The organism is Spirosoma humi, assembly GCF_054776575.1.
In genome coordinates, this window is sequence record NZ_BAAHBR010000001.1 from 265466 (window position 1) to 280569 (window position 15104).

13 protein-coding genes are annotated in these 15104 nt (G+C 50.7%); 3 read left to right on the forward strand and 10 right to left on the reverse strand.

Annotated elements, in window-relative coordinates:
- Positions 1-4: 4 nt before the first annotated feature.
- Both ACYU8Y_RS01130 and ACYU8Y_RS01135 read right to left on the reverse strand, forming a co-directional pair.
- A complete protein-coding gene (locus ACYU8Y_RS01130; RefSeq protein ID WP_460933324.1) occupies positions 5-868 on the reverse strand; it encodes a manganese catalase family protein in 864 nt (287 codons plus the stop codon).
- Between the two features lie 145 nt (positions 869-1013).
- Positions 1014-1376 (reverse strand): SPW repeat domain-containing protein, encoded by a 363-nt coding sequence (locus ACYU8Y_RS01135; protein WP_460933326.1) that lies wholly within the window; start codon positions 1374-1376, stop codon positions 1014-1016.
- Positions 1377-1661: 285 nt separating this feature from the next.
- On the opposite strand from ACYU8Y_RS01135, the gene ACYU8Y_RS01140 reads away from it, so the two are divergent.
- Positions 1662-3020, forward strand: a complete 1359-nt coding sequence (locus ACYU8Y_RS01140) for a family 1 glycosylhydrolase (protein ID WP_460933328.1) — start codon at positions 1662-1664, stop codon at positions 3018-3020.
- 120 nt (positions 3021-3140) lie between these two features.
- Here ACYU8Y_RS01140 and ACYU8Y_RS01145 read toward each other — a convergent pair whose 3' ends face one another.
- Positions 3141-3770, reverse strand: coding sequence for a DUF4142 domain-containing protein (locus tag ACYU8Y_RS01145; RefSeq protein ID WP_460933330.1), 630 nt, complete (start codon positions 3768-3770; stop codon positions 3141-3143).
- Between the two features lie 436 nt (positions 3771-4206).
- On the opposite strand from ACYU8Y_RS01145, the gene ACYU8Y_RS01150 reads away from it, so the two are divergent.
- Both ACYU8Y_RS01150 and ACYU8Y_RS01155 read left to right on the forward strand, forming a co-directional pair.
- Positions 4207-4449 carry a hypothetical protein gene (locus ACYU8Y_RS01150; RefSeq protein WP_460933332.1) on the forward strand — a complete coding sequence of 81 codons (243 nt, stop codon included), beginning with the start codon at positions 4207-4209 and terminating at the stop codon, positions 4447-4449.
- A gap of 409 nt (positions 4450-4858) precedes the next feature.
- The gene (locus ACYU8Y_RS01155) at positions 4859-5341 is read left to right on the forward strand and encodes a response regulator (RefSeq protein WP_460933334.1); all 483 of its coding nucleotides are present in this window, start codon (positions 4859-4861) and stop codon (positions 5339-5341) included.
- Here the strand turns inward: ACYU8Y_RS01155 and ACYU8Y_RS01160 are convergent.
- The 7 genes from ACYU8Y_RS01160 to ACYU8Y_RS01190 all read right to left on the reverse strand — a co-directional run bounded on the left by ACYU8Y_RS01160 (position 5293) and on the right by ACYU8Y_RS01190 (position 14903).
- Positions 5293-5646: a response regulator gene (locus tag ACYU8Y_RS01160; protein ID WP_460933336.1), complete on the reverse strand. Its 354-nt coding sequence runs from the start codon at positions 5644-5646 to the stop codon at positions 5293-5295. The genes ACYU8Y_RS01155 and ACYU8Y_RS01160 overlap by 49 nt on opposite strands.
- Positions 5647-5684: 38 nt before the next feature.
- Positions 5685-7901: a bifunctional alpha,alpha-trehalose-phosphate synthase (UDP-forming)/trehalose-phosphatase gene (locus ACYU8Y_RS01165; protein ID WP_460933338.1), complete on the reverse strand. Its 2217-nt coding sequence runs from the start codon at positions 7899-7901 to the stop codon at positions 5685-5687.
- A 161-nt stretch (positions 7902-8062) separates the two neighbouring features.
- On the reverse strand, positions 8063-9232 hold the full coding sequence (locus ACYU8Y_RS01170) for a glycoside hydrolase family 43 protein (protein ID WP_460933340.1): 1170 nt from the start codon (positions 9230-9232) through the stop codon (positions 8063-8065).
- Positions 9233-9504: 272 nt separating this feature from the next.
- Positions 9505-10113 (reverse strand): outer membrane beta-barrel protein, encoded by a 609-nt coding sequence (locus ACYU8Y_RS01175; protein ID WP_460933342.1) that lies wholly within the window; start codon positions 10111-10113, stop codon positions 9505-9507.
- Positions 10114-10689: 576 nt separating this feature from the next.
- Positions 10690-11271 (reverse strand): DUF3859 domain-containing protein, encoded by a 582-nt coding sequence (locus tag ACYU8Y_RS01180; protein ID WP_460933344.1) that lies wholly within the window; start codon positions 11269-11271, stop codon positions 10690-10692.
- Positions 11272-11412: 141 nt separating this feature from the next.
- Positions 11413-12258, reverse strand: coding sequence for a formate dehydrogenase accessory sulfurtransferase FdhD (fdhD, locus tag ACYU8Y_RS01185; protein WP_460933346.1), 846 nt, complete (start codon positions 12256-12258; stop codon positions 11413-11415).
- A 74-nt stretch (positions 12259-12332) separates the two neighbouring features.
- A complete protein-coding gene (locus ACYU8Y_RS01190) occupies positions 12333-14903 on the reverse strand; it encodes a DUF5686 and carboxypeptidase-like regulatory domain-containing protein (protein ID WP_460933348.1) in 2571 nt (856 codons plus the stop codon).
- Positions 14904-15104 lie beyond the last annotated feature (201 nt).

Here is a 15104-nt window from a genome sequence, read left to right on the forward strand (position 1 = left end):
CAGGTTAGCTTTTTTCGCCGGCTCCTGTCATTTGTTCCGTCTGGGCATGGCCCTCGGGTATTGGCGGCCCTAACATGGGTTCGTCACCCATGGGCTGCGCTTTCACCTCCCGGAACTCACCCCGGCCATCCAGCGATGGCCCGTGGGTCCACCGCCGATTGGCCCCAACAGTTGGCTCGGCAGGATCAATATTTGTATTCACAAAGGCATAATTGAATTCCTGGTTCTCCAGACTTTGCGGGAAGCTGTTCGGAATGGGCAGCACATTACGGGCATCGCCGTTACCTAATTCCTCCAGAACGGCCAGCCATTGTTGCTGGTGCATGGTGTCGCGGGCAATCAGAAATGACAGCATGTCTTTCATGCCAGCATCATCCGTTAATTCGTACAGGCGTGTCGCCAGCGTTCGGCCAGTCGCTTCGGCCATAACGTTGGCGTACATATCGGCCGCAATATTTCCCGAACTCACCACCCAGGAACCATTGAAAGGAACGCCGTTGGCATCCGCTGCCAGAGCACCCAGGCCACCCGATAAAAATTGCCGGGGGTCGCCACCACCAACGATTTTTTCCATAATCGGGTCGTTTCCAACAATTGTGTCAATCACGCTACTCGATGCACCTTCCAGATTGAGGGATACCGCCGTAACCAGCATCTCGATATGGGAAATCTCCTCGGTGCCTGTGTCCAGCAGCATATCGCGGTAACGCACGGGACCGCGCGAATTCCACGCCTGGAAAAGGTACTGTAAACACACCCGGATTTCCCCTTCAATACCGCCAATGGCCTGCTGAAGTAAGCGGGCAAACTGTGGGTTGGGTTTGTCAACCCGTACCTTATATTGTAGTTTCTTGTCGTGATAGAACATAATGTTTGAGTAAGGGGTCTATTGGTTAATAGTTTATTTAATTGGTCGGATACAGACAGCCGAACACTAGCAGGTGAACCCTGGCAGCACAGCCGAGGCCGATAAATTGGCGTGGAAATGAGGTAGTGGTCACTTTCCTATAAGCCTACATTGGTGGCCCGGATGTAGGTTCAGGCTGCGTCAGCAAACCCGCTCCCACCTCCAGAAGACCAAACGCAAGATGTGGCCAGACGATGCGTTTGGCGAAACCCAGCAACCAGGGCGAAGCCGCAACCAGGATGCCGCTCAGGGTATCGACGGTTAGGTGTGTCGACATCGGTACTTTTTTTACGACCCCGGCTTCGTAGTCCGTAAAAGCCGATAAGCCCAGTACGGCAGCGCCCGTGCCAAGCGCCACCTGACGAGCTTTATCATTGTCGGCAAAGTCAAACAGCCAGGGTGATGCCATAAAGAGGACACCCGTCGTATAGTCCAGCAAACCATGGACTTTGGTTGGAATCGGTTTCATAAGGTTATCTGGTTTATAATTCAGAGAGATTTCTCTGACTACGTACCCGTCATAACCGGATGCTTTCCGGTCTGTACCACCGGAGAGTTTGCTAATAAGGTAACGGTCATCGGTCCATTCCTTTTTTTGGAAACGGATCCTGATAAGCCTGGCTGACAAGCGACCAGGGCCATTGCCTCACTAGGGTACGACCGGACAGACGTACCCGAGTAGACCCGTGTTGACCATACCTAACCAATGATCGGACTCTTAGCCTGAACAGGCTTCAGCCGGGCAACCAGTACAATGAGCAACCGTACGATAAGTCGATGGCCGCAAAACAGGGTTCAGCAAACCGAGCTGGCCTTGTGGGGCGGCCTGGAGTGCACCGTAAACCGAGTCGGTGATGAGTACCAGGACCAAGTGATTCGAAGCGGTCATCATCAGCGTCCGCAGGATTTAGACCTGATTGCCAGCCTGGGTATTTGTGCGCTGCGCTACCCCGTTTTATGGGAACGAACAGCGCCCAACCACCCTGATGAACTGGACTGGCGCTGGTCCGATGAACGGCTGAACCGCTTGCAGGAGTTGGGTATCGAGCCGATAGTGGGCCTGGTGCACCACGGCTGCGGTCCACGTTATGCTACGTACGACAAACCTGCCTTTGCCAGCGAACTGGCCCGGTATGCGGGGCGTGTTGCGGAGCGATACCCCTGGATAAATGCCTATACACCCGTTAATGAGCCACTAACAACCGCTCGCTTCGGTGGGCTGTATGGTCATTGGTATCCGCATGGGCGTTCCAACCGGGTATTTGTCGAGTTGCTGCTGAATGAGTGCCGGGCTACCGTTCTGGCTATGGCGGAGATCAGAAAGGTCAGGCCCGATGCGCAACTGATTCAAACTGACGATTTAGGCAAGACGCACAGTACGGCGCTGCTTGGGTATCAGGCAGAACTGGAAAACGAACGCCGGTGGCTGAGCTGGGATTTGCTCTGTGGTCGGGTAACGCCTGACCATCCCTTATGGGACTACCTGCGTCGATCGGGGGCGAGTGAGCGCGATCTGTGGTTTCTGGCCGAAAATTCCTGTCCGCCTTCTTTGATCGGCGTCAATCATTACGTGACCAGTGAACGCTACCTGGACCATCGGGTGCATAAGTACCCTCCGCACATGTGCGGGGGAAACGGTCGCCACCGTTATATCGATACGGAAGTGGTGCGCGGAGCGCCCAACCAGCGAACAGGCCTAGGTGGGTTATTGGTCGAGGCCTGGCAACGTTATGGTCTGCCAATGGTCGTTACCGAAGCGCACCTGGGCGACAGGGAAGAGGAACAGATGCGGTGGCTGGGTGAAATCTGGCAACAGGCGCAGCAGGCGAAAGCCGTTGGTGTCGATGTTCGGGCAGTTACGAGTTGGGCTCTGATGGGATTATACGACTGGCATTGCCTGCTTACCCGTCGGGAGAATATTCACGAGCCGGGCGTGTTTAATGTAAGCAGTGGTCAGCCTGAACCAACGGCGCTGGTGTCTATGCTCCAGGGGCTGGCGACCGGAAAGCCTGTTGAGTCACTGGTACCGCCGGGTCTGGGTTGGTGGCAGGTAGAGCCCCGGTTGTCACGTTTGGGATCATCATTCACCAGCGCTTTACAACCCTGTTCGTAAACATGAAAGAAACGTTTACAAACCAGCTTTTGCTGACGAGCAACTCATCTGGTTACAAGGCATAAAAACGCTGGTTCGACCCGTCGATAGGGTCGAACCAGCGTTTCTCGTTGAGGAAGACTATAATTTATCGACGATCTGCCGAGCCACTTTTAAGTGAGTTTTGATGAGTGGATGAGCCGCTTTAGCAACCCCTTTCAGGCTTGCGTCCGATGCATTCGACTCAACCGTTGACATGACCGCATCGAGTTTTTCGTGGCCTTTTACGCCACTCTCGGTTAGGTACAGGCGGTCAAAAGACATTCCCGTCGTACTCTGCAATTTACTCAGCATGGTCTGCGTTTCTGCGTCCGGTCCCGTAGGCAGGGTCATCCCTTTTGCCGTAGCAATTTCCTGGAGCTTAGCCGACAAACCGGTTTGTTCCTCTACTTCGGCCTGTGCCAGAAGCTTGATTTCGGGGCTAGTGGCTTGTTGTACGGCCAGCTTGCTGGCTTCCAATTGCATAACGCCCCCTTTGGCTACCTGGAGCATGAGATCCTGATCAGTCCCGGAGAGTTTTGCGGGGGTAGCCTTCACGGCGGCTACAGCGGCCGCTCCTTTCTTGTTCTGGTTGTCGAACGACGACGTACTTTCTTTGCCCACTGTGGTGGTTGAGCCCGCGTTCATCGTTGCGTTGGCCTGTTGCGCAAACGAAGCGCTTCCAAGCGACAGGGTCATTAGCAGGCCAACTGCCATTACTTTGGTTTTCATAACGTTTTGAGTCTTTGCTCTGGAATAATTAATGATTACTTCTGAGCAACGTCCTGTTTCCTCCTCCTGTTTGTCAATACCTGAAAGAGTAAGGAAATGGGTCTTTATCAACTAAATTACAGCAAAACCAGGCACAGAATATACGTCTACTTTGCGGTGTCCATTGACCTTCAGGGCGGTTCGGGCAAGGTGACGGCATTTCACCAATAGTGATGAAATCAGTCGTTACAGTCAAGCCATTCCCATTTCGTTATAGGAAATGTCAGATATAGGTAAAAAATAAAATTAGGATCTAGATTATCTAGGGTAGTAGTCATTTTTACTCATTGGTCAACCTTCCGGTAAGCATTCCCCGAGGAGGTAATTGACAAAACCTTCTTCAATCTGATTGGTTAGACACAGTGAAATTGACACATTAGACTCAACCCGTATAAACATGGAAGACGAAGATAAAGAAGCCATCATTCGGGCCAAACAGGCCGTTTCGCCCGCAGGGTTGGGCGATCGCTCCGACAAATCAACCACATTACCCGGTAATGATACGCCTGAAGACACCCCGCTTAGCGGTATGGATACCTCACCATCAGACGATGAACTGGATGACGATGAGGCAACGACAACCCATCCAAATCGAAATCGCGACGGGAAAGTCGACATTGGCAAGCCTCCTTATAGTTAACGAATAAGGCTGTGGTGCGTTAGCCCCCGGTAACCGAGAAGGCGTTCCCAGTTGGGAGCGCCTTCTCGGTTACCGGGGGCTAAACTTTTTGGCGCTGCTTACCGAATCAGGCACCTGGGGACCGTTACCTAATTTTAGGGTTATTCTCTGGCGATCGAGGCTTCTGACCAATACATCCTGCTGGTAAATCGACACGGATCCATTACCTAATAAAACCGCTGTTTTGGCTAGTATAATTACGCTGGGTGCCAGAAGACGACGTCGCTTATCTACAGCGACGTTCGATGCTAAACTAGCAGGAGAAATAGTAAATAGATCGTGATTGTTCGGTAAGAATGAATAAATTTATAATCCATTAGACAAGTAGATTAGTTCTACCTGTAACCGACTAATATCTCCCTTCAACTATATGAAAAGTAAAAGCGATCAAGCCAGAATTAAGGCTAACTTCAGCCAGGCCAAAGTGCTGGTCATCGACGACAGTGATGACCACTGGATCCTGATTAGAAAAGCCATGCAGGTATGTCTTTCTGAAGTGACGGCCGTTCGGGCCGCTACTGCCGAACAGGCGCTTGACTGGCTCCAGGAGTGGCAGACCCAAGAGTGGGAATTACCCAAGCTGATCGTGCAGGATTTGTATATGCCGGAGCGGGAAAATGGCTGGGCGTTGCTCAGGGCTATAAAAGAGATGCCTGCCCCGTTGAATCAGATCCCCATTCTCATGCTTAGCTCCTCTACGAGTAACCACGATATTATGGATGCCTACAAGCTCGGCGTTTCCTCGTATGTAACGAAGCCAGGCAGTTATGAAGAATGGATATCCTACTTCCAGGAACTGCGAAACTACTGGTGGGAAACGGTCAGTTTGCCGCCCTTACAGTTTAGTTTATAGCCAATAATTAGCCCGTCTGCATCTGTGGTAATTATGACCACCGGAATGGCTTGCCAGGCGGGTGTATGCGCCAATACGGTCAGTGCTGCGTAGCCTTTTCGGAGGGCCATAGGCCAGTCCATGATCAGCAATGATGGATCGGGATAAACGTCACCATGCAGGGCATCGAGTAGTTGCGATTTTTGCGTAAAGAAATAGATAACGGCCGTTAGGCAGGCTTCGCCGAATGCCTGTCGGTATAGATACTGGTCGTCGTCGGCAATAGATATGATCGGACAGTTAACCCGTTGTGATTGCGTTTTCATAAAGGGTGGCTACTCCTTACACGAACTACGAATTGAACTTACGACAAGTCAGCGGCCTTTTTCAGCTGGTGATGGTTGACAAACTCCTGCAGCAGCGCCAGTACCTGTGGCACCGATTCGAGTCGGTACAGGGCGGAGGTTGCGCCGGGACCAACCTTGATCGTGTGGTGCTCCGGACCCTGAAGGGCTGAAAACATGTCCTCGTCGGTGCGGTCATCGCCAACCGCCAAGACAAATTCGTAGGGGTAAGCCAGGGCCAACTGTCTGGCCATTAGGCCTTTGTCGGTATCCGCATTTTTGACTTCCACCACTTTATTGCCGTCGATGACGCGGAGTTGGTAGGGCAGGAGTACATCGAGCGTGGCGATCATTTCCCGTGAACGGTCGAAGCCAATTTCTTCGCCGACATTTCGGTAGTGCCACACCAGCGAGTGGCTCTTTTCTTCGACGAATGAACCTGCGCAGCGGCTGCAGAAATCAGCCATAAAGGGCCGCACCGTATCCTTCCAGGCATCGTCATCCAGTACCGAACTACGCCAGACACCTTCCTGCCGGAGGTACGTGCCGTGTTCGGCCACGATGTCGATGGGCAGACCATCCAGCCAGCGGTCGAGGGTATCGTGCGCCCGTCCGCTGGTAATCACAACCTTATTGTTGGGAAGGGTCGCCAATTCGCTTAGTAAGTTGAGGAGAGTTGCCGACGGCGCAGCCTGTTCGGGTTTGTCGGTGAATTCGGTGAGTGTACCGTCGTAGTCCAGCAGGAGCAGCCGCGACTGGGCTTTGTCGTAAGCCTCCAGCAGTTTATGTTTATGGCTCCCCCGCAGGTTGCGGCTATGGCCCAACTGCTTGCCTTGTCGTGTGGCGAGCAACCGGTCGAAAAAGTCATTGGCCCACCGCTTAACGTCGTAGTCCTGAACGCGTTGCTGCATAACCCTCATCCGACGCCGTTGTTCTTCGGGCGGCATCGTGAGGGCAACCAGCATCTGTTCGGCTACTTCATATTCGTCCAGCGGATTCACCAGCAGGGCTTCTCCCAGTTCATTGGCTGCCCCCGTCAACTCGCTAAGCAGCAGGACGCCCTGCTCGTCCTGACGCGATGCAATAAATTCTTTCGCCACCAGGTTCATCCCGTCTCGAAGCGGGGTAATCATGGCAACGTCGCAGGCCGTATAGAGCGCCAGCAACTGCGAAAAACGGAGCGATGCATACCGGTATACGATGGGCACCCAGGTTAAGGTAGCGAATTTTCCGTTGATCCGCCCAACGGCCTGTTCGATCATCTGCTTACGCTCACCGTAGGTCTGTATCTCATCCCGTGACGGAATGACGACCAGTATGAACACCAGATTTCCTTTCCAGTCCGGGTGCGTCCCCAGAAATGCCTCCAGAGCGTCCAGACGCTGCATTACGCCTTTGGTATAATCCAGTCGATCTACCGAAAAGATGATCTTGCCCGAATAGGTTGCTTTCAGTTCAGTGCGTTCGGTAACCACATCGGGCTGGTCGAAGGCATCGTGATACAGGTCGTAGTTGATGCCGATTGGAAAGGCCTGGCCCTGCACAAACCGATCCTGATGGGGGATTTTTGCCAGACTGTGCGATAGGCCGAGGTTCAACTGGATGGATTCCAGAAAATGAACCAGGTAATCGTTGGTGTGGAAACCGATCAGGTCGGCCCCCAGAAGACCCGTCAGCAAATAGGTTCGGCATCGCCGGGTCAACAGTCGCAGTAGCTCATTGGACGGGAACGGAATATGCAGAAAAAAGCCAATGGTTGCCCCAGGTGCCCGTTCGCGAATCAGTTGGGGCAAGGCCAGAAAGTGATAATCATGTACCCAGACCATGTCGTTGGGTTGTAGTAGTTCAACGACTTTCTCGCAAACGGTTTGATTCGCAGCCTGATAAGCTTTGAACGTCTCATCGTGATAATCTACGAAAGACGGAAAATAGTGAAACAGCGGCCAAAGTACCGAGTTTGAAAAGCCGTTGTAAAAGCCTTTGTTCGTGGCTTTGTCCAGAAATACGGGGACGTACTCGAAATCGTCATTGACTTCGTGTTTGTGATTTTCCCACATCCGCTGGGTGAAGTCAGCGCATCCGATCCAGAGTGGTTTTTGCGAAGCCGTTCCTAACTCCAGCGATTTGATGGCCGTTACCAGCCCCCCCGACGACGACGTAACCGTTGTTGTTCTATTTTTTGTTTTGATCGAAAAGGGTAACCGATAGGAGATAATAACAAGGCGATTGTTCTTCATAGTGTCTTAAATCAGGCATTTCACGGCATTGGTTAAGGGAATAAACCGTTGTCGCCAATGAAAGGATTTACTAAGACAAAAGGAATTGGAGCAATCGCCCAGACTACCTCACAAAGAAAGGTAGTGGTCCCTTTGATAACGCCTACGCGTCCTCGCCCTGCTTATTCACCACCTGACGTGGCTGCGCCCGAAGGAAGCTTCTGAGGGGAAGTTGTAGGGCCAGCGATGGTTATTTTGCCGTTTTTTACCTGCATGCGATCAATAAACACGACCCGCTCGTCTCCCGTTTTGGCAGTCCGGCCGTGGTAAACGCAGAACATCTCTTTGCCATCCGGCGAATAAGCGATGCTGTTGTGTCCTGTACCGGTCACGACCCCTCCTTCATTGATGTTCTTGGCCAGGATCGGGTTGTCGGCCGATTTTTTAAACGGACCCAAAGGCGATGCGGCCGTAGCGTAGCCAATGGCATAATGCTGGCCGCCAAAGTGATTGGCCGAATACATCATGTAATAGATGTTGTCTTTTTTGAACAGAACCGAACCCTCTGTCCAACGACGGTTTGCTTCATGGGCTGTTACGGACAGGCTTTCCCATTGAGCCTGTTTGTCGCTGAGCTTAACGGGTGGCCGCAACAATAAAACCGGCTGGCCGATGACGCCGGAAAAATCAGGCTTAAGTTCGACGCCATATACCCAGCTTTCTTCAATCTCGTTGTACCACCCTTTCTGGCGAGCCCATTCAGAAACGTCGCTCTTGACGGGGTGCTTGTAGCAGCAGCGCGAGTAGTATAAATAGGCTTTGCCGTTGGTATCAAAAAAGACATTGGCATCGATGATCGGATAGCCCGGATCGAAGACGGGCCGGTTGGTCAGGTCAACAAAGGGGCCGGTTGGTTTGTCGGCAACGGCCACCCCAATGCGGAAATTTTCCTTTTCGTGCGTTGGGTTCACGTTCCACTGGGCACTGTAAAACAGGTAATATTTCCCTTGTACTTCATACACTTCAGGGGCCCAGTAAGCACCTTCCCAACTGGCTTTTGGATCGCTCCAGCCATTTTTGTTATCATGAAAGTACACCTGTCCTTCTTTTTTCCAATTGACCATGTCCGTAGACGAATAAGCGGCAAAGCCCTTGTCGGCGCCCCCTGTGCCATACATATAGTATTTGCCTTTCGTAAACAGCACAAATGGATCGCCGAACTGAACGGGTAGGGGATTCGAAAAGGTAACATTATTGTTGGCCGGGTGCTGGGTGGATTGTGCCCCGGCGGGAAACCAGGCCAGAGCCGCGAAAAAGAGTAATAGTGACAGGAAAGGGTTCATGATAGCCATCGACTCGTTGAGTAACAAAAGTAGGTAAATTGTCCTTACCGAACTTATGCAGAAGGTTAGCCATGAGCCAGTCTTTTCAGTACCTACAAACAGCGTCTATTGTTCTTACTATTCTGTCCTACGTCGTGGGTCTGGCGTTGGGCCCATTACTGACTCTTATTTTCAAATAAAAAATGGGTGGAATCAAACCCCCAAATTGGGCCAAATCGATCCTCTCGTGACTTTTGCAACAGCCACTAGGATTATGTCAAGGGATTAAGAAAAGAAACATATTAAAAGTGCCAATTTAATTGAGTTTGTACACCTAGAGTATGGTTAGTATAATTGGTAAATTGTATTACAGAATTACTAATAGGTCTTTTAAATGAATAACTAACTGTAGGCTGTAATAAGAGCGATAAGGCTGAAGTGAAGCGGTAGTTTAAGCCAACACCAAATAGGCCGCTTATTCTGATTGACTTACTATCCATCTTAGCAGTCTTAGCTAGAAGAGTGCCAATTGAAAAATAGGGAGACAAACGACTCTTAATCATCTGGTAGTTCACTAAAACGGGTGCTTGCCACCCCTCTTGGGTATAAGGAATACGCTCCCCTTGACCGCTCAATACAATCAAATTTGCTTTTCCCCGATAGTAAAGTACCCCTATGGATACGTCCCATTTAGGAGCAAACTGGTAATGGGCGGTCAACCCGAGCGAAGAAGTTTGATTATGCTCATCAACATTGATTATACTATTCGAGCCAAAGAACGTCACATTGGCATGATAGGAATAGGCATTATCAATAAACCAGTACGTAGGTGCAATAGAGATTCGGCTTTGAGCGGATAGGTCTGGAATAGATGCACTAAATACTGCTAGAAAAAATAGTAGAGATTTCATACGATAAGTCAAAAGCTAAAATGTATGGTTTCTTACAAACTGTTATATAAGTGCCGTGGCTGTTGCAAAAGTCAATAGGATTACGAAAAGCCCTATCAGGTAAGCAGGTTTTGTTCTTTAAATGGGGTGAAATTAGCAACTTATTTAAGGCCATTACACCCGTTTCAGACTTTTGCAACAGCCACTGCCGTTATGTTAACCTTTTGACTTAACTATCTTTCTAAGCCAGCTTACTCCTAAAAAAGCAATTATGGCACCTGAGTAAGATACAACTATGTTTATGACATGGCTACCTGACGGATTAGCATGGGTTATTACGAACAGTATTACTCCAAAAAATACGATTATCAAGGCTAATACAAGGCGAACAGTTCTTGTAATCTTCATAAAAGGAAGGTGGATAAATTTGTTGTATAATCAACGTGGCTGTTGCAAAAGTCAGGACCGAATAAAACAGGTATAAAACCAAAGCCCATTCGGGCCCGACTGAAGGCTAAAAACTGCTTGGTTCACCAGCCAGGTTGCCACCATATCGACTTTTGCAACAGCCACTGCCGTTATGTTAACCTAGTCTTTTTAAAGGTATAAGCTGAATTCTTTCTCTACCAGCAGCCTGCCGGATTGAATTACCTGAAAACACCACTTACCAGGCTGCATTTCCCATCCATGTTCAAAGTAAAAATAGTCAAAATTAGATTCACCAATACAACCCGCCTTTGTTTCTATCACTTCGACCGATGATTCGCCAGTAGTAGGATTTATCAGCAACGGATAGCTAATCTGAACATCAAATACTTCGGCGTTTTCCTCTTCTATACCTCTTAAAGAGTATTCCATACCAAACCGTAGTCCTTTCTGTAGTTGAATGGTATCTGTTTTAAGCAAAAATGCGATCGTGTCGCTTTCAAGAAAGTAGCCTGTAATGCTAGCTTGACTAGGTTCTGAGGCTTCACTAGTTACTTCACAAATGCCAAAGTCATTCAAAATGATATCGGTTATCATGGCTCCTTTGGCGCTGGTTAGGAGGTCTCTTGTATAAGTGCCGTGGCTGTTGCAAAAGTCACGAGAGGCTTGATTCCACCCATTCATTTCTAATTTGAAAATAAGAGTCAGTAATGGGAGATCAAGGCTAATACCGACTTTTGCAACAGCCACCATTTTTGTGTTAGGCTACGGCTATCATATACCGTTAACGGGTATATGCGTATAAGCTAGTCAGTTGGCAGGCAAAAGACGGGTTGCCGAATTAACCAATGATCTATAGGGAAATGACAACGTTTTATGTTTGCCTGTTTCTTACTATTGAGAAAGTCCTACCAACACCCGGGCTGGTTCGCTGTATAGGTTGAAGCGGTTGTCGCGGACGAAACCCGCCAGAGTCATGTGCGCTTCTTTGGCCATTTGAACCGCCAGACTCGACGGGGCACCGACAGCCGCCAGCATGGGCACACCCGCCAGCCAGCTTTTCTGGACGAGTTCGACGCCGATCCGGCCACTCAGAAAAATGCCGAACTGGCTCAGCGGCAGCCAGTTTTGCCAGAAAGCAGCCCCGATGAGTTTGTCCAGGGCATTGTGGCGGCCAATGTCTTCCCGAACGATAAGCAACTTACCATTGGCATCGAACAGCGCCGATGCATGAATACCGCCTGTATGGGCAAACGCCCGCTGTGTCTGGCGAACACGGTCGGGTAGAGCATGCAGTATGGCAGGATCGATCGAAATGTCACTTGCAAGCGGTCCAGGCGTAAGGGCCATCACGGCGTCGATGGTTGCTTTGCCGCAGAGGCCGCAACTCGATGAGGTAAACGTATTGCGTTCCAGCCGCGACCAGTCTACCACAACGTCGGGATGCAGTTCAACCCGCAGTACGTTACCCTCCTTATGAGCGTCCTGAACACAGTGCCGACACGAAACAATATCGGTCGGTTTCTGAATAACCCCTTCGGTAAATAAAAAGCCCATGGCCAGTTCTTCATCGTGGCCGGGCGTGCGCATGGTCACCGATACGGGGCGTTGCTGCCGGTCGGTGACTGGCCCGAACCCCAGCCTGATTTCCAGAGGCTCTTCAACCGCCAGCAAGTCGGGCGACTCGACAAGACCTTCGCCGGAAATTTTATGAACGATGATTGGCGCAACGAGAGACATGAGCAGCGTATAGAATTACTGGAAAACAAGTACTGGTAGTAACTCTATACGAGGCTAAATGATTGCGGGGAGATTTAAAAACTAAATGAAGCCGATGCTTTCAGCGCAAACGAATTCAACGGGATACCATTCGGGCCGTCGTCCAGGTAATTGAGCCGGTGAATGGCCTGAACCCGGATTATCTTGAAGATATTATCGATGCCGTAGCCAACTTCCATGTAAGGCTTCTGGCCGTCCAGCGTACCAAAGTAAACGGGTCTTGTTCCGCCCGGTAGTGGTTTGAATGATTCTACATCCTGGTTAGCTTTGGTTTGCGAGCCCCACAGGGCATCGACGTTAGCGACCAGCCGCCAGTTCAGTTTCCGAATGCCTGGAATCCGGTTAAACAGCAGCCCTTCAAACCGGTGCTGAATATGAACAGCCACAAAGCGGTCGCTGACAAATTCGTAAAACTGCATTCGGTTGAAGGTGTTGGTCGTCAGCAGCGGAGTTGGGTTGCCAATGTGCGGAAACAGCAGGGGCGCGGGTAATGTAGAAGGTGTGTACCCGGCCGAAAGGAGGTAGGTCATCCGGCCAAGGGCGCCAAGCCGTAAGGATTGCTGGGCACGCAGGGTCAGCCGGTCATAATTGTACTCGCCCCCCAGCGATTTGGCCCCGTGCGTATACCGAATGGTCAGAACAGGCGCCCGTTTGGTGCCCAGGGTAATTCGGTCGTTGCCATCCATCAGGTATTTTTCTTTGCGAGCCAGCCGTGCCTCAACGGACCAGTAGGCATCAAAAATGTCGGATCGCAGTGCCGACTGATCACCCAGTTCAGGCTCGGTCCGATAATGGAATGGAAAGAGTGGGTCAAAGGTGCGGCTGCCCAGGGTGGCCGTCAGCAAGATGCCTCTGACGGGCTCCGTTTTGAAGAAAACTTCTTTCTGGTAGCTTTGATACCCACCGCGGAAGCGGCCAAACCGGCTCAGGGCGTAAAATATTCGGTTACCGCCAATCAGCTCGGGGGTTAAGCCAAGTCGTTCGAGGTCATTGGCTACCCGCACGCCCAGAATGGTCCAGTGCTGGCGTGAGAACAGGTAATTTATTTCACCCCCGTACTTGAACGCCTTATCCAGTGTTCCGTAAGCGACATACCCGCGAAGCACCCAGTTGCGGCTGAACTGCTCATTGGTCCGGAACCCGATGCGGGTTCGCAAGCCTTCTACACTGTTTACCGCAAATAAATAAGGGTAAGGGCCGATGTCGAACCCACCCACTTTATAAAAACCCGTTACGGCTACTTGCCCCACCGCTTCGGCCATTTTGACGGCCGGAACAGCGCGTAATTTTTCGATGACCTGGCGGGTTTTCTGATCGTCTTTATTGAGTGAATCCGATCCGGCCAATGTACTCTGGACGGTATGCCAGTAGGCTTCATTTGCGGTTGAAACCGTATCGCTGGGCTCGATCGGTTGTTCGTAGAACGTTGCCGGGTGCGGACGGTTGACGATAATGTTACTGTTTCGTAGGGTAACCTGTGCCCTTAGCCCCAGTGATTGCTTGCCAACGCCGGTCAAATCAGCTTTGAGACGAATGCTGACGGGCAACCAGCCCGCCGTAGTTGATGAACCCGACGAATCGGTCGTCGTTTCGAGTTCCTGCTCGATGATAATCTCACGTACATAGTTCAGGTTGGCACCGGAGCCAACGCGGGTTTCAATCTGGCACAGCGCAAACGAGGTGGTATCAATCCAGGCTTTTCCAACAAAGGCCAGGTCTTCCGGACGCTTGGGGTCAAACTGAATTTCGTAGCAAACGTGGTCGCCAATCTGGGTTGTGTCTGCCAGAAAAAAGTCATACCAGTTTTTCCAGTTATCGCCGATGGGCGAGGCAAAATCCTTTCCTAAAATGGGAATGTAATTATCGTAGAAATTCTGATTGACAAGGTTGGTGCCTCCCAACAGTTGCGAGCTTAGACCGGCGTCGTCAACGGCAACACCTTTGATCCGTGTTTTCAGAATGTCTTCCCGCTTGTGTTGCGGGTTAGCTTTGAAATAGTAGCGCGACACCGACTCGGAGGCCAGCAACGGCAACAGCCGATGACCCTCTTTATCAATGATCGAGTCATGTTTACTCATGGCTTCGTTGATCCGCTTAATAAGCGGATTCTTCCGCATGCGATCCGAAACGTGGCTTAGAGCAATGTCCGTTTTTACGTAGCTGTCGTATTCGTAGGCCGAAAGTCGCTTGCGATCGTTGATCGAGCGGTTTTTGCGAAGCTGCCGCAACACGCGCCAGGCCGGGTTTTCGCCGGCCTTGACAGTAACTTCCTGTAAGGAATTGCCGCCCGATTCCAGCTTGATGTCAACGGCCTGACTCGTCCGTTCCGGGTCAATAGCCCGCCGGCTCACTTTGTAGCCCATGGAGCTAACCGCTATCGAATCCGTCAGGATTTTGGCCACCAGCGTGTAACGGCCTTTTTCATCCGTTAAGGCTCCGCTGCGTCGCCCTACCAGCGAGACGCTGGCAAACGGTATAGGGTCACCTGTGTGTGCATCCGTAACCAGCCCGGTCACCGTATACACTGTTTGCGCCTGAGTAGCGGTTGCCGCTCCACTAAGTACTAACCACAATAAGATTAATAAAGAAGGTAACTGTGTCTTCAAGCGTTTTGTCGTCTTGATGTTTCGATTAGCATGGCGAAGATAACATAAATACAGATAGTTACCTGCGGTTACATGTGATGAATTCCCATTAAAAGACGACGAACTGTTGAAACTCCTCTATGGACTGTATTGGGATAACCGTTTATTTATTATTCGTAGGGAGTAAGTAGTTTTTACTAACGTAGATTTTTGTAAACCAGA

What these genes read in the sequence shown, in the direction of transcription:
- ACYU8Y_RS01130 (WP_460933324.1), bottom strand. Translation starts at nt 868, where the DNA reads ATGTTCTATCACGACAAGAAACTACAATATAAGGTACGGGTTGACAAA.
- ACYU8Y_RS01135 (WP_460933326.1), bottom strand. Translation starts at nt 1,376, where the DNA reads ATGAAACCGATTCCAACCAAAGTCCATGGTTTGCTGGACTATACGACG.
- ACYU8Y_RS01140 (WP_460933328.1), top strand. Translation starts at nt 1,662, where the DNA reads ATGAGCAACCGTACGATAAGTCGATGGCCGCAAAACAGGGTTCAGCAA.
- ACYU8Y_RS01145 (WP_460933330.1), bottom strand. Translation starts at nt 3,770, where the DNA reads ATGAAAACCAAAGTAATGGCAGTTGGCCTGCTAATGACCCTGTCGCTT.
- ACYU8Y_RS01150 (WP_460933332.1), top strand. Translation starts at nt 4,207, where the DNA reads ATGGAAGACGAAGATAAAGAAGCCATCATTCGGGCCAAACAGGCCGTT.
- ACYU8Y_RS01155 (WP_460933334.1), top strand. Translation starts at nt 4,859, where the DNA reads ATGAAAAGTAAAAGCGATCAAGCCAGAATTAAGGCTAACTTCAGCCAG.
- ACYU8Y_RS01160 (WP_460933336.1), bottom strand. Translation starts at nt 5,646, where the DNA reads ATGAAAACGCAATCACAACGGGTTAACTGTCCGATCATATCTATTGCC.
- ACYU8Y_RS01165 (WP_460933338.1), bottom strand. Translation starts at nt 7,901, where the DNA reads ATGAAGAACAATCGCCTTGTTATTATCTCCTATCGGTTACCCTTTTCG.
- ACYU8Y_RS01170 (WP_460933340.1), bottom strand. Translation starts at nt 9,232, where the DNA reads ATGGCTATCATGAACCCTTTCCTGTCACTATTACTCTTTTTCGCGGCT.
- ACYU8Y_RS01175 (WP_460933342.1), bottom strand. Translation starts at nt 10,113, where the DNA reads ATGAAATCTCTACTATTTTTTCTAGCAGTATTTAGTGCATCTATTCCA.
- ACYU8Y_RS01180 (WP_460933344.1), bottom strand. Translation starts at nt 11,271, where the DNA reads ATGGTGGCTGTTGCAAAAGTCGGTATTAGCCTTGATCTCCCATTACTG.
- fdhD (WP_460933346.1), bottom strand. Translation starts at nt 12,258, where the DNA reads ATGTCTCTCGTTGCGCCAATCATCGTTCATAAAATTTCCGGCGAAGGT.